This window comes from Cutibacterium sp. (genome assembly GCF_030525615.1).
Classification (GTDB): Bacteria; Actinomycetota; Actinomycetes; order Propionibacteriales; family Propionibacteriaceae; genus Cutibacterium.
Genome location: NZ_JAUNEJ010000004.1, coordinates 178,218 through 204,244 on the forward strand (window position 1 = coordinate 178,218; position 26,027 = coordinate 204,244).

The window sequence follows — 26,027 nt, forward strand, 5'->3', positions numbered from 1 at the left end:
GACGCTTCTGCCTGTCCGGCGTGGGACGATAGATAAGTGAGTCAGACACAGCCGGGACGAGTCATCCTTGCGGGCACCCCTATCGGGGACCGCCGCAGCGCCTCACCCGCCCTCATCGAGACCTTACGAGACGCCCGCATTATCGCCGCCGAGGACACCCGCCGACTGCGCGATTTGCTGCGCCGTCTCGACGTTGAGACCTCCGCCCGGGTGGTGTCCTATTTTGAGGGGAATGAGTCCGCCCGAACCCCCGAACTCATGGAGTATCTCCTCGACGGGATTGACGTCGTAGTAGTCACTGATGCCGGTATGCCCTCCGTCTCTGACCCGGGATACCGGCTCGTCACCGCTGCGATTGAGCACGATGTCGTCGTCACCTCAGTGCCCGGACCCACCGCCGTCACGACTGCGCTGGCCATCTCGGGAATGCCCACTGATCGTTTCTGTTTCGAAGGATTCCTGCCGCGTAAGTCGGGAGAGAGGTGCCGTCGCCTGAGTGCGTTGGCCGAGGAACCACGCACCATCGTCCTCTATGAGGCCCCCCATCGGCTTGCCGATCTGCTCCACGACGCCGCCGAAATCATGGGCGCTGACCGACGTGCTGCAGTATGCCGGGAATTGACGAAAACCTACGAGGAGGTGCGTCGCGGGGGTCTGGCTCAGCTGGCCGAATGGGCTCTAGACAACGCCCGAGGCGAAATCACCGTCGTCATCGCGGGGGCTAAGGGCCATGCGGTGAGTCTTGAGGAAGCAGTCGAGATGGTCACCGACCTTATCGACGACGGTATCAAGCCGTCCAAGGCCGTCGCCCAGGTAGCTCGTGGTGCCAATATTGACCGCCACACGCTCTACGACGCCGTTCAAAACGCCTCAGCTGCGCAGGAGGAATCGTGAACGAAACCATTCCAGAGGTGTTGTCCGAGGCCGGTCTGCCGCCCCTGCCGGAGCCGCTGGCTGGCCCCTTGGTGGACTCTCACACCCACCTCGACACGGTGGCTGACATCGCTCATCTTGAACCGGCCACCAGCTTGGCAGCCGCCCGAGAGGTCGGGGTGACCCATATCGCCCAGATCGGGTGTGACGTCGAGAGTTCCGAGTTCGCCGAGAAACTTGCTCGCGCTCACAAGAACGTCATCGCGGCGGTGGCCATCCATCCCAATGACGCCGCCCGTCTGGGGCCCAAGAACATTAATGCTGCGTTGAACCGTATCAACAAGTTGGCCGGCGCTGGAAACCATGTCCGAGCCATCGGCGAGACCGGAATCGATCACTTCGGCACCACCGATGACGAAGGCCAGGCTCTGCAACGAGACGTCTTCGCTGCCCATATCGCCATGGCCCACGCTCATCGCCTCACCCTTGCGATTCATATGCGTGATTCCCGCAACGGCGGTGAGGGGGAAGGTTCGCCCCAGGGCCGGCAGGCCCATGACGATGTTGTCGACGTCCTCAATGCCGAAGGTTGGCCAGAGCGGGTCATCATGCATTGCTATTCCGGTGACGCCGACCTGGCTCGGATCTGTTTGGAGCACGGGGCGTACTTGTCGTTCTCCGGGACGATCACTTTCAACTCGGCCGGTCCCCAGCGTGACGCTCTGGCGATTGCTCCGAACGACCGCATTCTTGTCGAGACTGACGCCCCATTCCTTACGCCTGTGCCACGGCGAGGCAAGCGAAACGGCCCCTACTTGCTGCCTCACACTGCCCGATTTGTGGCACAGCAGCGTGGTTGGGAGGAAGCCCAAGCCTGTCAACAGCTCACTGACAACGCTTTTGCCGCTTACGGAGGTGCTTGGTGAGGGAAACCGGATTACTCGACCCGGCGTCGATTCGACGCATTGCCGACCAGATTGGCCTGCGACCGACCAAGACCCGTGGACAGAATTTCGTTCACGACGCCAACACGGTGCGCCGCATTGTCTCCTTGGCTCATATTGGCCCCGACGACCGTGTCATCGAGGTCGGTCCTGGCCTGGGATCGCTAACCCTCGGGTTGCTGGAGACCGGGGCTCAGGTTGTCGCTATCGAGATTGACGAACTCCTTGCCAACCAGCTCCCCGACACCGTCGCCGAGCGGATGCCTGACGCCGCCGGCAGATTGCACGTCATCCTTTCTGACGCCCTTTCCGTCGGCGCCATTCCCGGCCCCGACCCGACTGCCTTGGTGGCGAATCTGCCCTACAATGTGGCGGTTCCGGTGCTGCTGCACATATTGGAGATCTGCCCGCAATGGTCCACCGGCGTCGTGATGGTGCAGTCGGAAGTGGCCGACCGTCTGGTGGCCGCTCCGGGATCCAAGATCTACGGGGTCCCCAGCGCCAAACTCGCTTGGTACGCCGAGGCAACTCGGATCGGCAACGTTCCCCCGACAGTCTTTTGGCCGGTGCCCAATGTGGATTCCGGACTGGTTCGGATTACTAGGCGACATCCTCCCCACATCGACCGACGAGAGCCTCAAGCCACACGCTCCCAGGTATTTCACGTGGTTGACGCGGTTTTCGCGGCTCGTCGCAAAATGCTGCGCTCCGCGCTCGCCGGACTATGCGGCGGCTCGTTGGCAGCGTCTGACCTCATCAGCGCTGCCGGGATCGACCCGACAATGCGTGGAGAAACCCTAGACATCGTAGATTTGACCCGTGTTGCCGAGGTTCTGGCTCAGGCCGGTGTCCTCAGCGACACAGGCCGGGCGTGAACTCCTGCCGGTACGGTAAGCACATGATGATGGACGATCCATTCAACGTGCTCCGTCCTAGGACCGTGACGGTGCGGGTCAGCGCTAAGGTCAATCTGGCGCTGGGGGTCGGCAGCCTGGAACTTGACGGTTTTCACCCGCTGGCAACGGTTTTTGAAGCTATCGGGATTCACGACGAGGTGACGTTGACCCGCCGCGACGACAACCGCATTACCCTGACCGTCGCAGGGGAAGATGCTGACCAGATTCCCACCGACGAGACGAACTTGGCGTGGCGAGCGGTGGAGCTGGTTCGCGAGGAGTTCGATATGGAATGGGGGGAATGCAATCGCGGCGTCGACATTCACATTGACAAGTCGATTCCGATCGCCGGTGGCATGGCAGGTGGGTCGGCTGACGCTGCTGGAGCCCTGCTTGCCGCAGCTGCTCTGTGCCGTCTCCCCGAGTGCCCCGAGAATTTGCACCCATTGGCCGCCCAGCTCGGCTCCGATGTGCCGTTTTGTCTCATGGGCGGAGTCGCATTGGGACGAGGACGGGGCGATCGGCTGGCTCCGGTCATCTGCCGTGGCCGACATCACTGGGTGATTGCTACGTCGAAGCAGGGATTGTCCACCCCAGCCGTTTACCACCGTTTCGACCAGATGGGCGGCAATCCGGGGGGAGAGTCGGTCCCTAACACCCTGATTGCAGCTCTCACCCGTGGAGATCTCGACGCTGTTGCGGCCACCATGAGCAATGACTTGCAGGCCCCTGCTCTTGATCTGCGTCCTGAACTTGGTGAGGTATTGGCTGTCGGGCAGCACGCTGGAGCTCTCACTGGTCTGGTTTCCGGGTCCGGGCCGACTTGCGCTTTCCTGGTACGCGACATTGTCGGGGCCAAGAAGGTCAGCGCTGCGGTGTCGTCGTTGCCGCAGGTCGATCGCACCAGAACAGCCTTTGGTCCGGTCGCTGGGGCCCAGGTACTGCCAGGCCCAGAGGGGAGCTTTGCATGACGAATCTGCCAGAGGAAGACCCTTCAACGACGCAGGACGCGGTTGACGTCATCATCGCAGCATGGGCAAGGGAGCGCCCCGATCTGCCTGTCGAGGTGATGGAAGTGTGGTCTCGTGTCACCAGATTGGCTCGCCGCTTGGATCGAGATCGGTCCAAAGCTTTCTCGCGGTGGGATCTCGAGGGCTGGGAGTTCGATGTACTGGCAGCCTTGCGACGTTCCGGGCAACCCTATCAACTGAGTCCTGGACAGCTGCTCAGCGAGCTTGAAGTGGCTTCAGGGACGATGACGAACCGAATCACCAGGCTTTCCGAACGCGGCCTGGTGCGGCGTCTGCCCCATCCCAAAGACGGTCGTGGAGTCATCGTCGAACTCACTGCTGCTGGACGAGACCAGGTCGACGGCGCATTGGCAGCTTTGCTGGAATCTGAGGGACGTCTCCTTGAATCGATGGACCCGCAGGCTGTTGAGCAACTTGGTCAGGGGTTGCGCGTGGTACTGGCCCGTCAGGAAGAGCTAGATTGATTGTCTTCGCACTCGCTGGGAGTGGTGAATTGCGGGCTGTCGGACTCTCGCGGTAGTCCGTTAAAAGCCAGGTCAACGAGGAGAGCGGCGACGACCTCTTTGGCTGGCTCCCTGGTATCAATCCAGGCCTGTCCGGCCATGCCCACCATCCCAGTGAGGGCCTGGGCGTATATGGACGAGAAGGAAGCATTAAAACCGTGACGGTTGAAATCGTCGGCGAGAATGCCCTCCGCCCAGGAGGCGACGTCAGACAGGATTGAGGCATAGGAGCCAGTGGTCGATCCGACAGAAGAGTCCCGGGAGATGATACGAAAACCATCGGGGCGATCGTCGATGTAATCCAGCAGGGCCAGCACCGCAGATTCCAGGGTGCGTCGTGGGCCTTGCCCGGGTCGCGTCATCGCGGCATTGAGCGAGTCTTGCAGCAGCCTAACTTCCCGATCGACGACGACAGCATAGAGTCCGTCCTTGGATCCAAAATGCTCGTAGATGACGGGTTTGGAGACTCCAGCGCTGGCAGCGATCTCCTGGACGGAGGTGCCGGCGACGCCGTTGCCAGCGAAGAGACGACGCGCCACGGTGATGAGTTGTTCACGGCGTTGTCCGCTGGTCATCCTGGGCCGGGGATGTTTGGACGGCTGGGATGTGGGCGTCGATGTCATGGCATTGAGCCTACCCAGCCGCGTCGTATGGCCGAATCACGGTCCATGCTCTAGAGTTATGAGAACTCGGTTCGCCGAGCGTTCCCCGGTTGGTCTGTCGGCAGGGCCCGTCTGACTTTGAATCAGGATTAGCGACGCAGGTTCGACTCCTGCCCGGGGAGCTCATTTGTCCCGTCGTATCTCTTCCTATCTCTTCACGGTGCGCTGCAACCGCGTGACGGCTACAGTTAGTTCTGCATACCGCATCCGACCTGGGGGAGCACCGTGACGTCCAGCCCGGCCACTGACCGAACCGAGATCAATGGAGTGGCCGCTGTCATTGTGCTGGCCGCCGGTGGTGGTACTCGCATGAAATCGTCGAAGTCCAAGCTGCTTCATGAGGTCGCCGGTCGACCCATGCTGTCGTGGGCAGTGGGAGCGGCTCGCGGACTCAACCCGGAGCATCTCGTCGTGGTTGTGGGGCATAGACGCGATCAGGTTGAGGCCCATCTGGCCGATGATGCGCCGGATGTCACTACTGCCGTTCAGGCTGAGCAGAAAGGCACCGGCCATGCCGTCGCTTGCGCTCTGGAGGGACTTGGCGAACTCCACGGTGAGGTGGTCGTCACCTATGGCGACGTCCCTATGCTCACCGGAGAAACCCTTCACCAGATGGTCGAGGTCCACCGTGAGCGTCGCAACCTCGTCACCGTCCTCACTGCCGAGGTCGAGGATCCCACTGGGTATGGGCGAATCCTGCGCGACGGCGAGTCTGTCGTCGGAATCGTCGAACACAAAGACGCTGACGAGGCTCAGCGGGCTGTCCGAGAGATTAACTCCGGTATCTATGTCTTCGACGCCGAGGCGCTGCGCGACGGCGTGTCCAAGCTCTCCAACGACAACGCTCAGGGCGAGTACTATCTCACCGACGTCGTCACGATGGCCGCTGACGGCACCATCAAGGTTCCCGGTCGCGGTCGCGTTGGTGCCTTCCGTATTGACGATGTATGGCAGACCGAGGGAGTCAATGATCGGGTTCAGCTGGCCCGCATGAATGCCGAGGTCAATCGCCGGATCGTCACCGGTTGGATGCGCGCCGGGGTCACCGTCATTGATCCTTCTTCTACGTGGATTCAGCCTGACGTCGATCTTGGTCATGACGTCACCTTGTACCCAGGAGTTTTCCTAAACGGAGCTACGACCATCGCGTCCGGCGCTGTGATCGGACCAGATGTCACCGTTACTGACTCAGAGATTCGGCAAGGGGCTACTGTCACCCGATCTGAGGTCACTCTCGCCGTCATCGGTGAAGGAGTGCGTGTCGGCCCATTCTCCAATATCCGCCCCGGCTCTGTCCTCGATCGTGACGCCAAAGTCGGAGCCTTCGTCGAGACCAAGAACACCCACGTCGGAACCGAAGCCGCCATACCTCACATGGCCTACGTTGGTGATTCCGAGGTGACCGCAGGATCCTCCGTCGTTGCCGGATCCGTCCTCTCCCGGGAGCACGCCGCTCCCGCCACCGACTCGGGCGTTATGCCCGACAGTCAAGATGACACTCTGAATCCGGAGGCTGACCAGTGAGTGGAACTACCCGTCCGAACAACAAGCACCTCATGATCTGCTCAGGGCGGGCCTATCCCGAACTTGCTGAGCAGATCGCTGCCGAACTCGGTGTTGAGCTTGTCCCGTCGCGTCAGGTCACGTACGCGAATTCGGAAATCTACGTGCAGTTCCAGGAATCTGTGCGCGGCTGTGACGCCTTCGTCATTCAGTCCCACAGTGCTCCGGTGAATGAGGCCATGATGGAGCAGCTCATCATGGTTGACGCCCTCAAGAGGGCCTCGGCCAAGCGCATTACTGTGGTCTCTCCGTTCTATCCCTACGCCCGTCAGGACAAGAAACACTTAGGTCGTGAGCCCATTTCAGCCCGACTCATTGCGGACCTTTACCAGGCGGCTGGAGCAGACCGAATTATGTCGGTTGACCTGCACGCCGCCCAGATCCAGGGATTCTTCGACGGCCCGGTTGACCATCTGTGGGCCCTTCCGGTCCTTGCTGACTATGTTGCTTCGAAATACGACAACTCCAACATGGTGGTCGTTTCCCCAGACGCCGGTCGGGTGCGCTTGGCTGATATGTGGACTGACAAGATTGGCTGCCAACTCGCCATCATCCACAAGCGTCGTGACCCCAATAAGGCCAACGAGACGACCACTCACGAAGTTGTCGGGGATGTCAAGGACAAGACCTGTCTTCTTGTTGACGACATGATCGACACTGCCGGCACGATGTGCCAGGCTGCCGCTGCTCTCAAGAAGCACGGCGCGAGGCGGGTCATCGCAGCTGCCACTCATCCCATTCTGTCGGACCCGGCGGCTGAGCGTATTAATAGCTCCCCGATCGAGGAGCTTATTGTCACCAACACCCTCAAGATTCGTGATGACATCAACATTCCTGCGATGACGGTACTATCCATCGCCCCGCTTATTGCTAAGGCGATTCAGGAGGTCTTTGAGGACGGTTCGGTCACCAGTCTGTTCCGCTGACGCGAAGCCTTGGTCGCCCACAGCACCGGGTTGCTGTGGACGACCGTGCATTTGGGAGACGGCGACGCTGTGCCGTAGAGTGACCTTGCTTGGCGAGGGACCGCAAGGTCCGTGATCGACTGGCCGCCCGATTGGGCATCCTCTCGTCGAGCCGTTTCACGTCAACGAGAAGGAGAAGTCGCTATGGCAGACATCATTCACCTCAAGGCCGAAGAGCGTACTGAGTTTGGTAAGGGCGCTGCCCGTCGCATTCGTCGTGAGAACAAGGTTCCCGCCGTTATGTACGGGCACGGTCACGACCCGATTCACGTGACCCTTGAGGGACACGCCACTCTTCTCGCCCTGCGGACCGAGAACCCGCTACTGTCAATCGAGATTGAAGGCAAAGAGCCGTTGCTTGCCCTGCCGAAGGACGTTCAGCGTGACGTTCTCAAGGGTTTCGTCCGTCACGTCGACCTGCTGTCTGTGCGCCGCGGCGAGAAGGTTGACGTCGAGGTTGCCCTGCGCCTTACTGGCGAGTCGGTTCCTGGCACCATCGCCATGACCGAGTTCAACGAGATCGAGGTTGAGGCCGACCTGCTCAACATTCCGGAGTCGATTGAGATCGACGTTACCGATCTTGAGGCCGGTACCACTATCCATCTCGGCGACCTCAAGCTCCCCGAAGGCACCACCCTGAAGGGGGATCCGGAGGCTGTGGCTGCTACCGTCGCGTTCCCGGAGGCCGAGCCCGAGGAGGACGAGGAGTCCGCAGATGAGGAGGCTGCGGCTGAGTCCGATGAGGACAAGGCCGAGCAGGAGTGAGTTCTTCTTGGCTCGTGATCGGGCTTGGAAACCCAGGCCCGCGCTATGACGGTACCCGCCACAACGTTGGGGTGGACGTCATCACCGAGTTGTGCCGTCGGGCCGACGAGAAGCTCTCGTCGGCCCGCGGAAAGCAGGCTGAGCTGGTTCGTATTCGGGTCGGCTCGGCCGGTTTCGGTGTCCCGGCTTCCGACGCTCAGGCCGTCATGTTGATGCGCAGTCGTACCTACATGAATGAGTCGGGTATTGCCGTTCGCAAGGTTGCGAACTTCGCAGGTATCACCCCTGACCACCTCATCGTTATCCATGACGAAATTGATCTTGACCCTGGCCGTCTCCGCCTCAAGCAGGGTGGTGGAGACAACGGTCATAATGGGCTGAAATCCATTCGTGCCCATCTGCACACCGGTGACTTCATCAGAGTGAGGGTGGGTGTTGGTCGGCCTCCGGGCCATCAGGACCCAGCTGACTGGGTGTTGGCCCGAGTACCAGCTAAGCAGCGCGCTGACATGGCCGTCCACGTGGCTGTGGCGGCCGACGCTGTGGAGACGATCATCACCCAGGGTTTGACGGCGGCTCAAAACCGTTTCAATTCCTGACTCAATCATCAGTTGAAGCAGCTGGGGACTCGATTCTGTATCAGGTGCCCACTTTGTAGGGGCCAATGATGTGTGGCCTGTTTTCGGTGGACGTCACAGGGGCGCACAGGTATGAGACGCTGCTTGTGACAAGTAAGCACATGGCCTCGTCTGAGGTAGGTATTCGTGCTGGCACGTTCGCTGTGGAACTCGCGTCTGCCGATGGTTTCGGTGGCTGAACGTGAAGTACTGACAAACCCTATGGTGAATACTTATTGGTTGCAGAAGCCCGGCCGTTTAAAGGGAGCATCATGTTTCCGGTTTGCTACGGACGGGCTATTGGAGATTTCTTTGATACCCCTCAGCGGGCATTGCGTAGCTGCTCGCTGATAGTTATGGTGTTCGTCATTTTCAGGATGGTGTGTCCGGTAGAATCAGATCACGGTGCCGTAGATGCTGTCGCGAAGACCAACGTGATCCTGGTTGAGCATGGATCATATGCAGCTTTGCTTGAGGACACCTAGCTACGCCCTCGGCTGGTAGTTACCAGATTGGAACGGAAGACGATGAACGAAGAAGGATACCGGCCTCAGCGAGTGACGTGGGCAGCCCTGGTGATTGCCTTGGGAGGCTTGTTATTCGGGTATGACACCGGAGTCATCTCAGGCGCGTTGGCATCGATGACCGAGTATTTTGGTCTCGACGCCATGAGCAGCGGGGCTGTTGTCAGCTCCCTTGTCGTCGGTGCCGCAATCGGAGCGTTGTCCTCGGGCAGGATGTCGGACCGTTTGGGTCGACGACGTGTTCTGCTGATGGCTTCGGTCATCTTTCTGGTGGGTTCCATGATCGCAGCGTTTTCCATCAACGTTCCGATGATCGTCGGAGCGAGAGTCATCTTAGGATTCGGTGTTGGGATCGCATCGAGTGTCGTACCTGTTTTTATCTCCGAACTTGCACCGGCTCATCTTCGTGGCCGGTTAGTGGGGCTGAATCAGCTCATGATTGTCACGGGCATTCTGCTCGCATACGTTTCGAACTACGCGCTGCACGGTGTCTCCCATGATTGGCGATGGATGGTCGGGTTGGCGGTAGTTCCCTCGGTTCTGTTCGGTCTGGGGATCGTGTTTCTTGATGAGTCCCCTCGCTGGTTGGCGCTCAATGGTCAGGTCGATCGCGCCCGGACGGTTCTGGCGAGAGTACGTCCTGCTGAAGCGATCGAGGCTGAGCTGGCAGACATTCAACATGCTGAGCGGGAGAACACTGTTGGTGAGGGATGGTCTGCGCTACTAGATCCGGCGCTTAGAAAAGTACTGATAGCCGGAATCGGGCTACAGATTCTGGGCCAGCTGACGGGTGTCAACGCGGTGGTGTACTACGCCCCATCTATTTTCCAGGGCGCGGGGCTTGGAGCGGCAAGCGCTTTGTTGGCCACCGTCGGAGTCGGTGTGGTGAATCTGGTGTGTACGGTTATCGGTATGGCGCTCGTCGATCGCGTAGGACGTACCAAGCTACTTGGGTTTTGTTCGATCTTTACCGCACTGTCGCTTGGAGTTTTTGCAGTGCTACTGGCTAACGGAACGCCACGCGGTAGTTCATCGGCCATCGGTGTCGCATGTGTCTTCATCTACATCGCTTCAGTAGCAACTGGTCTGAATGTTGTCGTGTTCATCATTGCCTCTGAGCTATACCCGCTTCGGGTACGTGGAACGGCCATGAGTCTCACAATCGGTGTTAACTGGACGATGAGTTTCATCGTTTCGCTAACTTTCCTCAGCTTGATCGAGACCCTTGGCAACTCTGCTACCTTTGCCAGCTATGCTGCCGTGGCCTTATTTCTCGTCTTTTTTGCTTTCAAAGTAATACCCGAAACTCGGGGTAAGTCACTCGAAGACATCGAACGTGAATACGTCGGAAGGACGCACTCATGAATTCTCACGCTACCGACTGCAGCACCCATGGCGGATTGGCACTGTATCGCATTCCGAATCCGGGACGTCCGCCGCTCATCCTTAACCATGGTGTCACCGATAACGCGAACTCGCTGTGTCAGGCTCAGAGGGCACTATCGCACAAGTTTGACACAGTAGCCGTTGACGCTCGCGGACACGGCGCCTCCGCGCGGTTCTCCCCACAAGAGCTTGATAACCCGGTGGATCGAATGGTCGCCGATCTTGTTGATCTTTTGGAGAGTCTCAATAGTGGCCCGGCCATTCTTGTCGGGCATTCTATGGGCGCAGCAGTGTGCGGCGAGGTTGCTGCCCGCCGTCCCGATCTGGTTTCAGCGGCCGTGCTTGAGGATCCTGCGTGGCTTGACAGTGCCCAACTACGCCGTTACCGAGAGGATGGTCCTCATCTGGCCGATCGTATCCGATGGATGCGAACCCACCCGTCTGAGGCCTTGGCTGAGTGTCGTCGTGACTATTCAACGTGGCCTGTGGAGGAGGCGTGTGCATGGCTTCAGGCCAAGATGCAAGTGGACCTGGATTTCGTGGCGACCGGGGTGGTGTGTCCTAGCACGCCTTGGCGGGAGGTCGCGGCACGATTAGCGGCACCGGCCCTCGTGGTTACATCGGATGGAGCAGACGTCCTCGTTGGACCCGACGGGATTACCAATGTTGACGCCTTAGGTAATTCCGCCGTGCGCACCTGCCTCATTCCCGGTACCCGGCACTGCGTTCGTCGGGAGTCTTCCACGCAGTTCATGGGTGTGGTGACCAGTTTCCTAGATGAGGTGATGGCATGACGAATTACGATGAATTGCTTGACCCCGGTTTGAGGGCTTCGCTGGATCAGGTGCCGCCACAAACCACGTGGAATCCAGCTCTTATGAGGGCACAAGGTGAAACCGTGGTGGACCATTCGACGCAGTTCGATGGTGTCGATGTGACGGTTCATGAACTGTCAACTGATGAGGGCGGCCTTGAAGTACGCGTCATGACGCCCCAGGGCAGTACGCCAACAGCGCTCGTCATGTCGATTCACGGGGGTGGCTTCGTTGCAGGACGAGCATCGTATGACGATGCGTGGAATGCACAGGTGGCGCAAAAAACAGGCGCGGTGGTCGTGAGTCCCGATTACCGGTTAGCCCCCGAGGCGCCATATCCAGCGGGTTTGGATGACTGTCAGGCAGCGTGGCATTGGGCCGTTCGTACCTTCCGTCCATCCGTGACGGTCTTGTACGGCGATTCAGCCGGTGGATGTCTTGCCGCAGCATTGGCGTTGAGGCTAACCGATACACAGGCCCCAGATTCTCCCAATAGTTTGTTCCTCATTGAACCTGTTCTCGATGATCGGCTTGAAACACCGTCAATGGTTGACGGGACGGCTACTCCGGTATGGGACCACGCGAATGCTCGTGCCAGCTGGGCCGCGTATCTCGGAGCGTCCGAGGCAGGAACGTCGGGGTCGCAACGCTATGCCGCACCCGGCAGAAACGTTGATCTGCAACGTATGCCGCCGACATTCATCCTCGCAAACCAATGTGACCCGCTGCGCGACGAAGATATCTGCTTCGCACGTAATCTGACCAATGCAAATGTGGCGACTGAACTGCTGCTACTGGCTCGAACGTGTCACGGACTGCTGGGTTTTCAGGATGTACCAGTGGCTGACCGTGCCAAGAACATCGTCTTGAATCGGTTGGCCGAGGCCACCCGACAGGCGACAGGACGAGACGACTCGCGCTGATGAACCTGGAACGTGAACGTGAGGGCCTCGAGATGACACCGATTGAGGTTGGGGATCCATCGCGTTGCGTCAGATTCGAATGATTCGACTACGGTTGCCGTTAAGCTCACCAATTCGGGGGAGACGGTAGCTGTGGGAGCTGTGTCATAAAGGGTAACTGGCCCAACTTGTCGGGGCGTGTCCGCAGCCATGCTGACAGCTGATCGCGACGGCGCACCAGCTCTGGACCGCCTTCCCCCTTGGCAATGCGGTGCTGTACCAGGGCGGCTTCCGTGGCTGCGGTAATCGTTCGTTCCTGGCTGCGCTTCGCGGCCCGGCCATGCTTGCCAGAATCGGTAAGAACAGCGCGCCTCTTGCCCCGAAGCCTTTGCGAATTCCTCGACGAGCGGCGCGACGACAGAGACGCTGGCGAACTCGCTGACGGGGATGGCTACCTCGACGAGTACTGAAAAGATGACGGCTGCTGACCCTCCCCATATCAGTGCCATGACGGTGAGGCGGTCGGGTTCAGGCTCCCATTTGTCGAGCCATCGGTAACACAGCAGGCACACGATGAGGGCGGTAGTCGACGGGATCGCACCGACGATGAATGATCCCGGGGACCCGGCCCCAATCACGGCCACCACCAGGAGGATGGCGATCGCTCCCAAAACGGTAACGATGACCGGCAAGACTCCGCCGCGTCGAACCGGTTTGGGGGGAGAGTGGGTACTGGGTGGATGGGGTGCTCACGGCCATATGCTATGGGGTGACGAGTCAGGGAAATAGCCCAGAGCATGAAAGCTGGGCAGGTGTCCGTGTTACCACGTAACCTGTCCTGGTGACATTTAGCGGATTGATCTCGCTTCTTTCCCGCGAGCCGGTTCTCTCCCAGTCAGTGGATGAAGCCCTCACCCGGCGCACCCCCACTCTCGACGTGCAGGTAGCCCCGTCTGCACGTCCAGCTGTGGCAGCTGTGCTGGCTCAGGCGCTCTCCGGTACCGGTCGGTTGCCGGTGCTGCTGGTGACGAGCACGTTCCGGGAGGCTGAGGAGTCGGTGGCCACGTTGAAAACATGGCTCGACCCCAATGACGTCTGTTACTACCCTTCCTGGGAGACGCTGCCGCACGAGAGATTGAGCCCACGTACCGACACCGTTGGTCGACGAATGGAGGTACTGCGTCGGCTCTGCGGTACAGAAGGAGAGATTCCGCAGGTTGTCGTCGCTCCGGTGCGATCCCTGCTTCAGCCTCAGGTGGCAGGTCTGGGACACATCAAGCCGGTGCGCTTGGTGGTGGGGGAGGAGCATGATCTCACCGAGCTGGCCACGCAGCTCGTGAACGCTGCTTATAGCCGGGTCGACATGGTGGAACGGCGCGGCGAATTCGCTGTGCGTGGCGGAATCGTCGACGTTTTCCCGCCGGTATTGGAGCATCCGGTTCGTATCGACTTCTTTGGTGACGAGATCGAGGAGATGACCTCTTTCTCGGTGGCCGATCAGCGATCCACCGACGAGACTCATCAAGCACTGATGTGCGCTCCTTGTCGTGAACTCATCCTCACTGAGGAGGTCCGCTTGCGCGCCCAAAAGCTGCTGCCGGATCATCCTGAACTGGCAGACATGCTGGAGCGGATTGCTGACGGCCAGGCTGTTGAAGGAATGGAAGCCCTCATGCCAGCTTTGGTCGACGACATGGAACTGCTCGTCGATGTTCTTCCCGAACACGCCATGGTCGTCCTCTCCGACCCCGAGATGGTGCGATCACGGGCCGCAGACCTGGTACGCACGTCCGAGGAATTCCTGGGAGCTGGCTGGGCGGCTGCCGCAGGCGGAGGCCAAGCTCCCATCGACTTAGCAGCTTCTGGGTACCGCACTCTGGCCCACGTGAGGACTCACTGTCTGGAGCGTGGCATGGCGTGGTGGTCGATGTCCTCCTTCGCCCTGGACGCCCCAGCTGAAGATGTCCTGGCTGACGATGAGGTCGTTACGAGCGCCCCGCACACTGTTAACCCGCATTTAGAGGCCGTCGAGCCGTGGAGAGGAGACGTGGAGGCGGCCGTCAAGGACCTGACGACAAGACTCCATGACGGCTGGAGTGTCGTGCTGTGTGCCGAAGGTGAGGGAATCGCTAAACGCATGACGGAGCTGCTCGGTGAGCACCAGGTCGCGGCGAGGTTGGCCAACGAGATCGACCCTGACGCTACTGATCCATGCGTCCAAGTGGTCCGGTTGCACCAGCGTCACGGTTTTGCCGCAAAAACCCTCAAGCTGTTGGTGGCATCTACGGGAGACCTCGCTGGCTCCCAGGATCCGGCCATCAGTGGTGAGCGGCGTATGCCCCGTCGGCGTCGTAATCAGATCCAGCCACTGGAGCTTAAGTCGGGTGACCTTGTGGTTCACGAGCAGCACGGTGTGGGTCGATACCTGGAAATGGTGCAACGCACTGTCGGTGGCGCCACTCGCGAATACCTGGTCATCGAGTACGCCCCCTCGAAAAAGGGCCAGCCCGGCGATCGCCTCTTCGTCCCGGTGAACTCTCTGGACCAAGTGACCCGCTATGTCGGTGGTGACGCCCCGAGCCTGGACCGGTTGGGGGGTGCCGATTGGCGCAAACGGAAGTCGCGTGCCCGCAAGGCTGTCCGTGAGATTGCTGCAGAACTCATCAAGCTTTATGCAGCCCGACAGGCCACCAAGGGCCACGCCTTCAGCCCTGACACTGCATGGCAGCGCGAGCTAGAGGACGCCTTTGCCTACGTCGAGACCCCCGATCAGCTCACCACCATCGCCGACGTCAAGCACGACATGGAGCAGGTCGTCCCGATGGACCGGCTGGTGTGTGGCGACGTCGGTTATGGCAAGACTGAGATTGCAGTGCGCGCTGCCTTTAAAGCTGTGCAAGACAGCAAGCAAGTGGCAGTACTGGTGCCCACTACGCTGCTGGTGCAGCAACATTTTCAGACCTTCACCGAGAGGTACGCAGGATTCCCGGTCAAGGTTGCGGCCCTCTCTCGTTTTCAATCTGACGCTGAGGCTCGCGAGACCTTGGAGGGCCTCAAACGCGGCACGGTCGACGTTGTGGTGGGAACTCACCGTCTGCTGGCCAAGGATGTCGAGTTCAAGGATCTCGGCCTGGTCATCGTTGACGAGGAGCAACGTTTCGGCGTCGAGCACAAGGAAGCCCTCAAGCGTATGAGGGTCAACGTGGACGTGCTGGCTATGAGCGCAACCCCGATCCCGCGGACTCTAGAGATGGCGGTGACGGGCATTCGCGAAATGAGCACGATCGCCACTCCTCCGGAGGAGCGCCACCCGGTGCTCACCTTTGCCGGCCCCTACGACGAGGGCCAGGTTGTCGCGGCCATCCGACGTGAGCTCGCTCGTGAAGGTCAGGTTTTCTACATCCACAATCGAGTGCAGTCCATCGAGAAGACGGCTGCCAAGCTGCGTGAACTCGTGCCCGAGGCGCGGATCGTCACCGCTCACGGACAAATGAACGAAAAGCAGCTTGAGCAGATCATGGTGGATTTCTGGGAACGGCGGGCCGACGTGCTCGTATGCACCACCATCGTTGAGTCAGGTATCGACATCTCCACAGCCAACACCCTGCTCATCGACCGTGCCGACCTGATGGGCTTGTCTCAGCTGCACCAGTTGCGTGGTCGGGTGGGTCGCTCCCGGGAGCGCGGTTACGCCTACTTCCTTTACCCTGCCGACAAACCACTGTCCCAAACCGCGCACGACCGTCTGGCGACGATGGCTGCTCATACCGATCTGGGTGCCGGTATGGCCATTGCCATGAAAGACCTGGAGATTCGCGGTGCGGGAAACCTATTAGGTGGCGAGCAGTCTGGTCACATTGCTGACGTCGGATTCGACCTTTACATCCGGTTGGTGGGTGACGCTGTCGCGGAGTTCCGTGGTGACGCCAGTGCCGCCGACGAACCCGAAATGCGCATCGAACTCCCGGTCGACGCCAACCTGCCAGTTGAGTACGTCGAGACCGAGCGGCTTCGTCTGGAGATGTACAAGAGGCTGGCTGAGGTACGCAGCGATGAGGAGGTTGACGCTATCGCCGCTGAGCTCGTTGACCGTTACGGCCCCATGCCCGAACCGGTACAGGCCCTTCTTGGGGTGGCGCGATTCCGCTTGCTGTGCCGTCAGGCCGGGATCCATGAAGTCGTTCCAGCCGGACGTAACATCAGGTTTTCGCCGGTCCACCTGCCCGAGTCACGGGTCATGCGCCTTAAAAGGCTGTATCCGGGGTCGGTCGTCAAGAATACCGCCGGTCTTGTCATGGTGCCCAAGCCCATGACCGCAAAGATTGGAGGCCAGTATCTGGCCGGTCAGCAGCTGCTCGATTGGGCGGGGAAACTTGTCACGGGTGTATTGGAGGTACAGAAGGCATCAATCCAAGGTGCAGAGAATTGACAAGACGCCAAAGGGTTCTTTATAAATCGTGCCACGATAGTTGAGTCGCAGCGGGTGTGATTCTAATCTCAAGCTTTCCTTGCTCGAGGAGAATTCCGATGAATGGACTAGTGTGCTCCGGACGGGTGGTGTCGCTGCCTTCGATGACGGTCAGCTATTGATTTTTCACCCTTGGATAATGTCATGAAACGTGGACTGTTGGAACCTGAAGTGAAAATCGATGGAGTTTATTTTTCTACGGTCGGCACGGTGAGGTTTTCCATGATTTCAGCTGTGAGTTCCATGGTGGGAAAACCGTCCTTCTGGGTCCCAATGGTGCCGGGAAGTCGACGCTGTTTCGAATCATGGCAGGAATACTTAAACCATCTGCTGGGCTGGTACGCCTGCCTGATTTCCCGGGTGTCGCGCTTGTCAGGGGGCAGTTACGCCGTGTCGGTCTCGCTCAAGCCTTGGTGGCGAACCCGCAGGTTCTCCTGTTAGACGAGCCAACCGCAGGTCTAGACCCGGCCCAACGCTATTCGTTCCGAGAGATTCTCAAGTCGGCCCCATCTGGAGACCAGGTCGTCGTCGTGTCAACCCATCTGGTCGATGACATCGAAGACCTCTACGACCGTGTGGTTGTCATGAATGAGGACTGCATCATCTTCACAGGAACTCCCGATGAGTTCATCAGTGTTTCGGACCCCGGCCCCAACCGCGCCGAACGTTCCTACCTTGGCCTCGTCGGATCGGTGCGGACATGACTTGGTTGACTCGTATCCGGGTCTCACCAGGTATCTGGTTTGCACCGGTCATGGCCCTCATATCCATGGCGCACTTCGATTTTCCGGCTGCTGTTGCTTGTTGCTGCGCTCTCCTGTGCTGTCTGTGCCATTGTGGCTCACGGCTGGTCGGTGGCCAGGAATCCGGTCGAGTTGGAGTTGAGATCTCGGCGTCCGGTACGTTGGGCCGATGTTGGGTTCATGGTTCGCAGCCCTGCCGCTGCTGGCCACCATCGCGTGTCCCGGCCTCATTGAGGTGGGTTTAGCGACCCGCGCAATATCATGATCGGTACCGGACTGACCCTGCTGTGTGCGCGTTTCATGTCGCGAGGGCTTGCCTCGATACCGGCTGTGAGTATGTTCCTGATTGAAGTGCTGACGGGACGTGCATACGGCTATGAGGCATGGTGGAACTGGGTTGTCAGCTCTGGCGAGAGTCCGGTGGGAATGACGTGGCTTCTCGGGGCCGTCGTCGCCGGGGCGGTTGCCACGCTCACGGGACGGGTGCGGAAGCCGCGAGTCTCGTCGTAGGATGCCTCTGACAGGCTTCTTTGCCGTGCTGAAGACGCGGCACCGAATTCAGGAGGGTTGCCCCATGGCATTTTCGCGTCCCATGCCGATCCGCATGGCCGCAGTCGCAGTGGCCGGATTCCTTGGTATAGCAGGGTTGTCCGGGTGCGCGGGTTCCCCCAACACCGCAGCTACAGTCGGGAATAAAACGGTGTCGATGGAGTCGGTTGACGAGGCCGCAGATCACTGCTCGAAGTACATCAATCCCAACGCAGGGTTACCCCCTCGTCAGGTCATCTCTTCAACGATGATTCGCGGTGCCGTCGCCCAGGAGATCCTGGACAATCGCGGGGAAAAGCTCTCGGATGCCCAACGTGACCAGATTATTGCTCGCAATGGCATGACGGCGCTTACCTCCGACCCGGTCTGCAACGCGATGGCTCGTGATTTTGCCGGTATTTACCATCTTTTCGACCTTGAGGGTGAGCAGAAGACCATGGCAGATCTGGCTGCGGTGGAAGTCAAGGCAAATCCGAGGTTGGGCACCTGGGACGCCAAGAACCTTGCCCTGCAAGGGAGTTCGTCGCTGTCCGAGCCCTTCACCTCTCGCCCCTGACTCGCATGGCGTCTGACGACTCTAGGCCAACGGCTGATTTCTCAGAACTCCTTGCTGTGATGGCGAGGTTGCGTGAGGAATGTCCTTGGGATCGTAGTCAGACCCATCGTTCCCTCGTCACCTATCTGGTCGAGGAGACCGGCGAGGTCATCGACGCCATCGAGGCCGGTACGAACGACGATCTTGTCGAGGAATTGGGTGATCTGCTGCTCCAGGTGGTCTTTCATGCGCGGATTGCAGAGGAAGACGGCCTCTTCGACATCGACCAGGTGGTTGGCGGAATCGTCGCCAAACTCGTGGCTCGGCACCCGTATGTTTTCTCAGATGAGGATGTTCCTGAGGATTTGGACGCCGCGTGGGAAGCCCGCAAGGCAGCGGCGAAGGGACGTACCTCCAGTCTCGATGGCATCGCTCACTCCCTGTCAAGCGTCGCCCGCAGCGCCAAGGTCATATCGCGAGCGCGAAGTCGCGGGGTGGCCGTCGAGTTGCCCGACACACCCATCACCGCCAAGGAAACCGGGGACGAACTCCTCAGCCTTGTCGCCAGGGCACAGGCGAGCGGAGTCGACGCCGACCAAGCCCTACGTGACCGGTTACGCCGGCTCGAGGGCGAGATCAGAGAGGCTGAAGGGCGCTGACGGCCACGAGGTCAAGGAATAGGGACTCCTGGAATACCGTTGGTTGTCTGGTTTCGATACGCTGTGAAGCGGACGCAAAGATCCTCTCTGAAAGGTTGGTCCATGGCAACCATCGAATTCATCGAAGCCCGTGAGATCCTCGATTCCCGCGGCAACCCGACTGTTGAGGTCGAGATGATTCTCGACGACGGCACCGAGGCCCGTGCTGCGGTTCCCTCCGGGGCGTCGACCGGTCAGTTTGAGGCCGTTGAGCTGCGTGACGGCGACAAGAAGCGCTACTCCGGTAAGGGCGTTCTCAAGGCTGTTGAGAACGTCAACGAGAAGATCGCCGAGGAGGTGCTCGGCTGCGACGCCAGCGAGCAGCGCACCATCGACCAGATCATGATCGATCTCGACGGTTCTGACAACAAGGGCAAGCTGGGCGCTAACGCTATCCTTGGTGTCTCCCTGGCTGCGGCTCACGCCGCTGCCGACTCGGCTGGCCTTCCTCTCTACCAGTACTTGGGCGGACCGAACTCCCACGTGCTCCCCGTTCCGATGATGAACATTCTCAATGGCGGCGCTCACGCTGACTCCGACGTCGACATCCAGGAGTTCATGATTGCTCCAATCGGCGCTGAGTCTTTCAAGCAGGCTTATGAGTGGGGCGCTGCCGTCTACCACTCCCTCAAGACGGTCCTCAAGAACAAGGGTCTGGCTACCGGACTTGGCGACGAAGGCGGCTTTGCCCCGAACCTGCCCAGCAACGCTGCAGCCCTGGACCTCATCATCGAGGCCATCAAGGCTGCCGGCTTTGAGCCCGGCAAGGATGTCGCCCTCGCCCTCGACGTCGCTGCCTCTGAGTTCTTCGAGGATGGCAAGTACACCTTCGAAGGTCAGGCCAAGTCCACCGCTGAGATGATCGCCTACTATGAGGGCCTCGTCGCTAAGTACCCGCTGGTCTCCATCGAGGATCCGCTGGACGAGGAAGATTGGGACGGCTGGGCCGAGTTCACCAAGAAACTCGGCGACAAGATCCAGATCGTCGGAGATGACCTGTTCGTCACCAACCCGAAGCGCCTCGCCAAGGGTATCGAGACCAAGTCTGCCAACGCCCTGCTCGTCAAGGTCAACCAGATTGGCTCCCTCTCCGAGACCATCGACGCTGTCGAGCTGGCCCACCGCAACGGCTACCGCTGCATGATGTCGCACCGTTCCGGTGAGACCGAGGACACCACTATCGCCGATCTCGCCGTCGCCCTGTCGACCGGCCAGATCAAGTCCGGTGCCCCGGCCCGTGGCGAGCGTATTGCCAAGTACAACCAGCTGCTGCGCATTGAGGAGGAGCTGGGAGACTCTGCCGAGTACGCCGGCGCTTCCGCTTTCCCGCGTTTCCAGGCCTGATTGATACCGCAAGGTGCTGATCGGCGCACCTGATATGACACGACCGTCCCGGTACTTCCGGGGCGGTCGTGTCATGATGGACCACGATGGCCAGCACACCGAGTAACCACAACCGTCCCTCCAGGAGGTCCCAGCGACCCGCCGGGGGACGAGTGCGCTCATCCTCTCCGCACCGTTCCAGTCCACGGAGTCGCGGCAACTATGAGCGGACGACGCATACAGACCCGCCGCGCAACCCAGTTCCCAAGGACGAGACTGACCAGCCGCGTCGGTTCGGTCTGACGTTACGGGCGGTCGTGATGGGAGCCGCAGTCTTGCTGGTACTCGTCATGATTACTCCCAGTCTGGGGATTTATTTCTCCCAACGCTCCCAGATCTCTCGTATCCAGGAGGGCAAGGAGCAGGCACGCGCCTCGATATCGACTCTCCAGGACGAGGTCAAGAGGTGGCATGACCCCGACTACGTGCGTGCGCAGGCAAGATCACAGCTCGGCTGGGTCATGCCGGGAGAGACTGGCTACCAGGTCATCGGAGAGGACGGCAAGGTCATCGGATCGACGACTTCTCTCGACGATAAAGACCCGGCTACGGCAGCTCGCGCCGGGACTGACTGGTGGAAGCAAGTCGCTCGGTCGATCGAGGACGCTGACCACCCTGCACCGTCGGCCGCCGTCGCCGGAGTGGCGACCACACCAAGGCCGTCGGCACCAACGCCCCCGGCGAAGCCGTCTTCCCCGAACCCATCTCATCGATAAGGCGATCATGCTTGAAGAATTCTCCGAGGACGACCGTGACGTTGTACGGGACCAGCTTGGTCGGGAGCCGCGCGGTGTTGCCGGTGTGGCGTGGCGATGTGGCTGTGGAAAACCTGCGGTCATTGCGACTGAGCCCAGATTGCCCAATGGCACGCCCTTTCCGACGACCTACTATCTGACCTGTCCGCGTGCTGCATCCCTCATCGGAACCCTCGAGTCATCTGGACTGATGGCCCGAATGACGGCACGACTCAGTGAGGACGAGCAACTCGCCGATCAGTACCGACGTGCTCATGAGGCGTACATCGCTGATCGCACCAGAATCGGCGAGGAAGCGGGTTTGGACCCCGTTCCTGAGATTGATGGGGTTTCGGCTGGAGGTATGCCGACCCGCGTCAAGTGTTTACATGCTTTGGCCGGGCACGCCTTGGCGGCAGGCCCGGGCGTCAATCCCTTTGGTGACGAGGTCGTCGAGGAACTGGGGGAGTTCTGGTGCAACCCATGCTCGCCCGAGCACCACGACCCGGAGTGACAGGACATCGATATGACTGATAATCGGACCGTCGCAGCCATCGACTGTGGGACGAATTCCATCCGGCTGCTCATCGCCTCGGCGGATACGCACGGACGTCTCGTCGAGCAGGCGAGAGATCTGGAGCTGGTCAGGCTTGGTCAGGGGGTTGACGCCGCTGGTGCCTTCCACCCTGCTGCCCTGGAACGGACATTTGCGGCCTGTCGCACCTTCGCGCAGACCATCGCTGAACATCACTGCGAGGAGGTTCGTTTCGTCGCGACCTCGGCTGCCCGCGACGTCTCCAACCGGGATGAGTTCTTTACCGGGGTGCGCGAGGCCCTTGGAGTCGATGCTGAGGTCATCCCTGGTACCGAGGAGGCGAGCCTGTCTTTCGCCGGAGCTATGTCGGGAATTGAGGTGAATGAGGAACCTGTCCTCGTTATCGACTGTGGCGGTGGTTCCACCGAGCTGGTTGTTGGCTGCGGAAATCAGATCGAATCTCAGGTGAGTCTCAATATCGGCTCAGTACGGCTGCGAGAGCGTTTCCTGAACGACGACCCACCCACCGCAGACCAGATTGACCAAGCGCGCTCATACGTCCGTGCGATGCTCGATAAATGCTCGGTCGACGTGGCTGCGGCACGCACCGTCGTTGGTGTGGCCGGAACGGTCACGAGTCTGTCGGCGATTCATCAGAATCTCAAGGAGTACGATCGGGCCAAGGTTCATCGGTCGGTGCTCACAGCCGATCAGGTCTCACATCTGGCCGACAAGCTGCTTTCTTCGACGGTTGACGAGGTTGAGCAGATGGGGCCGCTGAAGCGACGCCGTGCTGAGGTACTGTGTGGAGGTGCCCTCATCATCGACGAGGTGTGTCATCGAGCCACGGCAGGTGAACTTATCGTCTCGGAGACCGATATCCTTGACGGTATGGCGCTGGCAATGCTGGCAGAGGGGAACTGACCTTCTCCCCCAGCCCCCGTAGCCCAACGGCAGAGGCAGACGGCTTAAACCCGTCCCAGTGCGGGTTCGAATCCCGTCGGGGGTACTGAGGATTGCACCATTTACGCGGTGTGTACGACCCCAGTCGTTGGTGTGGTGCGAATATCGTCCCTTGTTGCGGGGAAGGTTTCGCTTGTTTGAGTTGTTGCTTACAGTAGATGTCACGACGATTATCACAGGAGGATCACATGGCCAACCCGGTATTCAGCCGAGCCGAGGCCTTCCAGCCGTATGGCAATCCCTATGGTCAACCGGCAGGCCAGGGGTACGGGTCCCAGTACGGCACGTCGGTACAGCCCGGCGATGGATGGGGCGTACCGTCACAAGATGCCACGCGTGGGCGTCGTTCTGAGCGTGCCATGACCTTTGACGACGTCCTGGGTCGCACTGGCCTGGTGTTGCTCATCATCGCCGCCATCGGTGCCGTGAGCTTCACTGTGATTGGACCGAATATCGCGGTCAGTGGTCTTTCAATAGTGGTGAGTTCGATTGCCGCATTTGTCACGGCGATGATTGTGAGCACCCGTAGCAAGGTCCCTGTTGCCGGCGTCATCTTCTACTGCTTGTGCGAAGGGTTCCTCCTTGGCGCCATGTCAGCCATCTTCGAGGCTGTCTATCCGGGAATCGTCGTGCAGGCTGTCCTGGGTACCTTTGCCGCTGCCGGTGTGACGCTTGCTGCATACAAGTTCTTCAACATCCAGGTAAAGCCGCGATTCCGCCAGATCGTCGTCATCTCAACCTTCGGATTCGCCTTCGCGATGCTCATCAACCTTGTGCTGATGTTCTTCGGAATTAACATCGGCCTGGCCGGCTTCGGCCCCCTTGGCATTCTTTGCTCTGCCGTGGGTGTTGTTCTGGCTGCTATGAACCTCGTGCTGGACTTTGATTTCGCTGAGCAGGGAGTGCGCAATCAGGCTCCCGTCTCTGAGTCTTGGCGAGCTGCGTTCGGTATCGCAGTGACTATGGTGTGGCTCTACACCGAGATCTTGAGGATCCTCAGCTACATCCGTTCAGAGTGACATGAGTGTGTCAGGAGGGGCCTGGTCATCGACCGGGTCCCTTCTGCGCTCAGGTGCTGGGGACGTCGCGTAGATGGGTTTCGAGGCATATTCGCGTTGCCGCGCCCCACGACAACCGACGCCATCGCCATAGCGGAATCCACTGGGCTGACTGTGTAGTGCCACCGACGTCGATGACATAAGGGTCAGTCGGGTTCTCGCTTGTTGCCGAGTAGATAATCCTCAAGGCGTGGAAATCCTCCAGCACGCCAGAGGGGGATCTCCCGATCCAGTGGTCGGACTGCAAGTCGATAATGCGGTTGAGTCGGACTCGTTGCCCGGATTCTTCCATGATTTCGCGGGTGACGGCTTGGGCGGGGGATTCGCCAGGTTCCAGCCCCCCGCCGGGGAGGGCCCATAGGCCTGGGACTGCGGTACGAGGGGAGCATTCAGTGCCTAGTAACCCTCGACGTGACCTCACGACGGCGTAGGCAGCAATGCGTTGGTAGGGACGAACCGACTCGCCGGCCTGTCGATCGTCAGATAAATCGGGTACACCATCGCGGGTGCGTGGTGGTTGAGAAGTGGAGGTCCGGGGTCCGACATGGGCGGTGACGACAATCTCGTCGTTCACCCGATCAGCCGACAAATACTCCTTGACGACGAGGCCGTGACGCCAGAGTTCGACGTGCGGATTCATACCGTGGCGGACGCGGAAGGCATGGGTCTGCCCACTGCCTGGCGTTCCAACTGCGGTGATGAGCACACTTTCATTCAACCACCTTGGATCTAGGAAACGGCCCAGGTCCGCAATGAACTCATCCGCGTAAAGGTTTTCGAGCGATTACTTGATCTCGTCGGTGACGTCGACGCCGTTGGTGTCAAAGGCCTTGGAGACGCCATCGACGCTGATGTACATGACGGGGGCATTGAGTTTCTTGTCTAAGGAGATAGTCCATGCCATCTCTGACGGTGGGTCATCGGTTCCTGCTGCTGCCAGGACCATGACTTCGACGATGACGTCGGGTTCTAGAAGGGTGGGGGAGAAGGTCGTGGCGGCATCGCCCTTGCGCTGGACAGCCCATGCCGGCATATCAGCAGATCGGGTACGCCGCATGACAATGCCAGACGTGGCAGTTGCGGTGTCGACCATGACCCCCTTGCCAGGTTGGTAACTGATCTGGCCGACCTCCTTGGCCCTGTAGACAGCGTCCCGTAAAGCCTCGGTCATACCGGCAGCAGTGGCGAAGTCAAGGTGGTTGATGGCTGACCCGTCAGGGCGAAAAAAAACTGTCCGACTTTCGGGCTTGGTTGATACCGTCATGAGGACAGTGCCCTCGTTGTACTCGACGATCTGCAGGTTCTGGTTCATGTGAGAGCCGGAGATCTCAGTTGCTTGGCTCAGAATTGACGGCATCTTTTCTACGGCGAAGTTGTCTGGATTGAAAGGACGCGACACCGTCTGCGTACTTTGGGTTGCAGAAGAATCGATTATGCCGTTCTTCCAGGTCCACACTGTAGGAGAGCCGCCGGCTTGAACGGTGAGGCTTAAAGCTGTTTTGGTGATGTCGACCTTCGTGACAGGGCCATTACCTGAGGCAGCTACGAGTTCATCGATGATTGCTCGGGTATGCACACCGTCGAGTGGCGAGATTGATGGAGTGACCCTTGACGAGGGCACGAGAGCAGTACGGCTGGGTTCATCCGAGGGTGCAGTAGGGGAGGGCGAGTTACATGATGCGCATAGAGAAACCGCGATCACACTGACGACCACGCTGGTAACTCGGCGAAACTCTTTGGCTCGAAACCTCACACGTTGAGTCTACGGGCAAGGAAAACGTGGACTAACGGACAGGTGTGTGGCTGCCGGTGTCTTTGGGCTGGATTTGCGTGGTGGGTGGGGTGTGTGTAGTGTGTGGCGGGCTGCTGGGGGCTGCTTGTGTGGTGGTTTTTGGTGGTGGTTGTGCCGGGGTGT

At 59.8% G+C, this 26,027-nt stretch carries 25 protein-coding genes, 2 tRNA genes and 1 pseudogene; 24 read left to right on the forward strand and 4 right to left on the reverse strand.

All coding sequences use genetic code 11. The annotated features are described in order from the left end of the window. The first annotated feature begins 36 nt into the window (after positions 1 to 36). Genes rsmI through Q4B98_RS07855 form a run of 5 tightly spaced genes read left to right on the forward strand, consistent with a single transcriptional unit; the run spans position 37 to position 4,208 of the window. Positions 37 to 894 carry a 16S rRNA (cytidine(1402)-2'-O)-methyltransferase gene (gene rsmI / locus Q4B98_RS07835; protein WP_303196549.1) on the forward strand — a complete coding sequence of 286 codons (858 nt, stop codon included), beginning with the start codon at positions 37 to 39 and terminating at the stop codon, positions 892 to 894. Next, on the forward strand, positions 891 to 1,799 hold the full coding sequence (locus Q4B98_RS07840; RefSeq protein WP_303196551.1) for a TatD family hydrolase: 909 nt from the start codon (positions 891 to 893) through the stop codon (positions 1,797 to 1,799). The genes rsmI and Q4B98_RS07840 overlap by 4 nt, the downstream gene beginning before the upstream one ends. Then, positions 1,796 to 2,692: a 16S rRNA (adenine(1518)-N(6)/adenine(1519)-N(6))-dimethyltransferase RsmA gene (gene rsmA, locus Q4B98_RS07845; RefSeq protein ID WP_303196553.1), complete on the forward strand. Its 897-nt coding sequence runs from the start codon at positions 1,796 to 1,798 to the stop codon at positions 2,690 to 2,692. Before Q4B98_RS07840 ends, rsmA begins: the two co-directional genes overlap by 4 nt. A 23-nt stretch (positions 2,693 to 2,715) precedes the next feature. Then, entirely contained in the window at positions 2,716 to 3,684 is a 969-nt protein-coding gene (locus Q4B98_RS07850; RefSeq protein ID WP_303196554.1) for a 4-(cytidine 5'-diphospho)-2-C-methyl-D-erythritol kinase, read from the forward strand. Beyond that, complete coding sequence (locus tag Q4B98_RS07855) at positions 3,681 to 4,208, forward strand: MarR family winged helix-turn-helix transcriptional regulator (protein WP_303196555.1); 528 nt, start codon at positions 3,681 to 3,683, stop codon at positions 4,206 to 4,208. The genes Q4B98_RS07850 and Q4B98_RS07855 overlap by 4 nt, the downstream gene beginning before the upstream one ends. Here Q4B98_RS07855 and Q4B98_RS07860 read toward each other — a convergent pair. Continuing rightward, on the reverse strand, positions 4,190 to 4,822 hold the full coding sequence (locus tag Q4B98_RS07860; RefSeq protein WP_303196614.1) for a TetR/AcrR family transcriptional regulator: 633 nt from the start codon (positions 4,820 to 4,822) through the stop codon (positions 4,190 to 4,192). The two genes, Q4B98_RS07855 and Q4B98_RS07860, sit on opposite strands and share 19 nt — an antisense overlap. 130 nt (positions 4,823 to 4,952) lie before the next feature. Between Q4B98_RS07860 and Q4B98_RS07865 the strand changes: the two genes are divergently transcribed. The 8 genes from Q4B98_RS07865 to Q4B98_RS07900 all read left to right on the forward strand — a co-directional run bounded on the left by Q4B98_RS07865 (position 4,953) and on the right by Q4B98_RS07900 (position 12,467). Continuing rightward, positions 4,953 to 5,031, forward strand: a tRNA-Gln gene (locus tag Q4B98_RS07865). 103 nt (positions 5,032 to 5,134) lie between these two features. Further along, entirely contained in the window at positions 5,135 to 6,433 is a 1,299-nt protein-coding gene (gene glmU, locus Q4B98_RS07870; protein WP_303196556.1) for a bifunctional UDP-N-acetylglucosamine diphosphorylase/glucosamine-1-phosphate N-acetyltransferase GlmU, read from the forward strand. Then, positions 6,430 to 7,398, forward strand: a complete 969-nt coding sequence (locus Q4B98_RS07875) for a ribose-phosphate diphosphokinase (RefSeq protein WP_303196557.1) — start codon at positions 6,430 to 6,432, stop codon at positions 7,396 to 7,398. The genes glmU and Q4B98_RS07875 overlap by 4 nt, the downstream gene beginning before the upstream one ends. A gap of 183 nt (positions 7,399 to 7,581) precedes the next feature. Further along, the gene (locus Q4B98_RS07880) at positions 7,582 to 8,202 is read left to right on the forward strand and encodes a 50S ribosomal protein L25/general stress protein Ctc (RefSeq protein ID WP_303196558.1); all 621 of its coding nucleotides are present in this window, start codon (positions 7,582 to 7,584) and stop codon (positions 8,200 to 8,202) included. Then, a complete protein-coding gene (gene pth, locus Q4B98_RS07885) occupies positions 8,199 to 8,801 on the forward strand; it encodes an aminoacyl-tRNA hydrolase (RefSeq protein ID WP_303196559.1) in 603 nt (200 codons plus the stop codon). Before Q4B98_RS07880 ends, pth begins: the two co-directional genes overlap by 4 nt. Positions 8,802 to 9,346: 545 nt before the next feature. After that, the gene (locus tag Q4B98_RS07890) at positions 9,347 to 10,708 is read left to right on the forward strand and encodes a sugar porter family MFS transporter (RefSeq protein ID WP_303196560.1); all 1,362 of its coding nucleotides are present in this window, start codon (positions 9,347 to 9,349) and stop codon (positions 10,706 to 10,708) included. Next, positions 10,705 to 11,523, forward strand: coding sequence for an alpha/beta fold hydrolase (locus Q4B98_RS07895; RefSeq protein WP_303196561.1), 819 nt, complete (start codon positions 10,705 to 10,707; stop codon positions 11,521 to 11,523). The genes Q4B98_RS07890 and Q4B98_RS07895 overlap by 4 nt, the downstream gene beginning before the upstream one ends. Beyond that, a complete protein-coding gene (locus tag Q4B98_RS07900; RefSeq protein ID WP_303196562.1) occupies positions 11,520 to 12,467 on the forward strand; it encodes an alpha/beta hydrolase fold domain-containing protein in 948 nt (315 codons plus the stop codon). The genes Q4B98_RS07895 and Q4B98_RS07900 overlap by 4 nt, the downstream gene beginning before the upstream one ends. Before the next feature lie 106 nt (positions 12,468 to 12,573). Here the strand turns inward: Q4B98_RS07900 and Q4B98_RS07905 are convergent. Then, positions 12,574 to 13,205, reverse strand: a pseudogene (locus tag Q4B98_RS07905) (hypothetical protein). Positions 13,206 to 13,284: 79 nt separating this feature from the next. Between Q4B98_RS07905 and mfd the strand changes: the two are divergent. From mfd to Q4B98_RS07960, 11 genes are all read left to right on the forward strand, one after another. Beyond that, entirely contained in the window at positions 13,285 to 16,875 is a 3,591-nt protein-coding gene (mfd, locus tag Q4B98_RS07910) for a transcription-repair coupling factor (RefSeq protein ID WP_303196615.1), read from the forward strand. Positions 16,876 to 17,219: 344 nt separating this feature from the next. After that, entirely contained in the window at positions 17,220 to 17,618 is a 399-nt protein-coding gene (locus Q4B98_RS07915; RefSeq protein ID WP_303196563.1) for an AAA family ATPase, read from the forward strand. A gap of 369 nt (positions 17,619 to 17,987) precedes the next feature. Then, positions 17,988 to 18,167: a hypothetical protein gene (locus tag Q4B98_RS07920; protein WP_303196564.1), complete on the forward strand. Its 180-nt coding sequence runs from the start codon at positions 17,988 to 17,990 to the stop codon at positions 18,165 to 18,167. Positions 18,168 to 18,231: 64 nt separating this feature from the next. Further along, on the forward strand, positions 18,232 to 18,762 hold the full coding sequence (locus Q4B98_RS07925; RefSeq protein ID WP_303196565.1) for a hypothetical protein: 531 nt from the start codon (positions 18,232 to 18,234) through the stop codon (positions 18,760 to 18,762). A gap of 5 nt (positions 18,763 to 18,767) precedes the next feature. Beyond that, complete coding sequence (locus Q4B98_RS07930; protein ID WP_303196566.1) at positions 18,768 to 19,400, forward strand: MazG family protein; 633 nt, start codon at positions 18,768 to 18,770, stop codon at positions 19,398 to 19,400. 102 nt (positions 19,401 to 19,502) lie between these two features. Further along, positions 19,503 to 20,783: a phosphopyruvate hydratase gene (eno, locus tag Q4B98_RS07935; protein WP_303196567.1), complete on the forward strand. Its 1,281-nt coding sequence runs from the start codon at positions 19,503 to 19,505 to the stop codon at positions 20,781 to 20,783. Between the two features lie 299 nt (positions 20,784 to 21,082). Then, positions 21,083 to 21,538, forward strand: a complete 456-nt coding sequence (locus Q4B98_RS07940; protein WP_303196616.1) for a septum formation initiator family protein — start codon at positions 21,083 to 21,085, stop codon at positions 21,536 to 21,538. A gap of 7 nt (positions 21,539 to 21,545) precedes the next feature. Further along, a complete protein-coding gene (locus Q4B98_RS07945) occupies positions 21,546 to 22,070 on the forward strand; it encodes a DUF501 domain-containing protein (RefSeq protein ID WP_303196568.1) in 525 nt (174 codons plus the stop codon). Between the two features lie 12 nt (positions 22,071 to 22,082). Then, positions 22,083 to 23,015, forward strand: coding sequence for a Ppx/GppA phosphatase family protein (locus Q4B98_RS07950; RefSeq protein WP_303196569.1), 933 nt, complete (start codon positions 22,083 to 22,085; stop codon positions 23,013 to 23,015). Positions 23,016 to 23,027: 12 nt separating this feature from the next. Further along, positions 23,028 to 23,100: transfer RNA gene (locus Q4B98_RS07955), tRNA-Leu, on the forward strand. A 142-nt stretch (positions 23,101 to 23,242) separates the two neighbouring features. Beyond that, positions 23,243 to 24,073 carry a Bax inhibitor-1/YccA family protein gene (locus tag Q4B98_RS07960; protein ID WP_303196570.1) on the forward strand — a complete coding sequence of 277 codons (831 nt, stop codon included), beginning with the start codon at positions 23,243 to 23,245 and terminating at the stop codon, positions 24,071 to 24,073. A 49-nt stretch (positions 24,074 to 24,122) separates the two neighbouring features. On the opposite strand, the gene Q4B98_RS07965 is transcribed toward Q4B98_RS07960, so the two are convergent. Continuing rightward, positions 24,123 to 24,752, reverse strand: coding sequence for an NUDIX hydrolase (locus Q4B98_RS07965; RefSeq protein ID WP_303196618.1), 630 nt, complete (start codon positions 24,750 to 24,752; stop codon positions 24,123 to 24,125). A 144-nt stretch (positions 24,753 to 24,896) separates the two neighbouring features. After that, complete coding sequence (locus Q4B98_RS07970) at positions 24,897 to 25,733, reverse strand: hypothetical protein (protein WP_303196619.1); 837 nt, start codon at positions 25,731 to 25,733, stop codon at positions 24,897 to 24,899. Positions 25,734 to 26,027 lie beyond the last annotated feature (294 nt).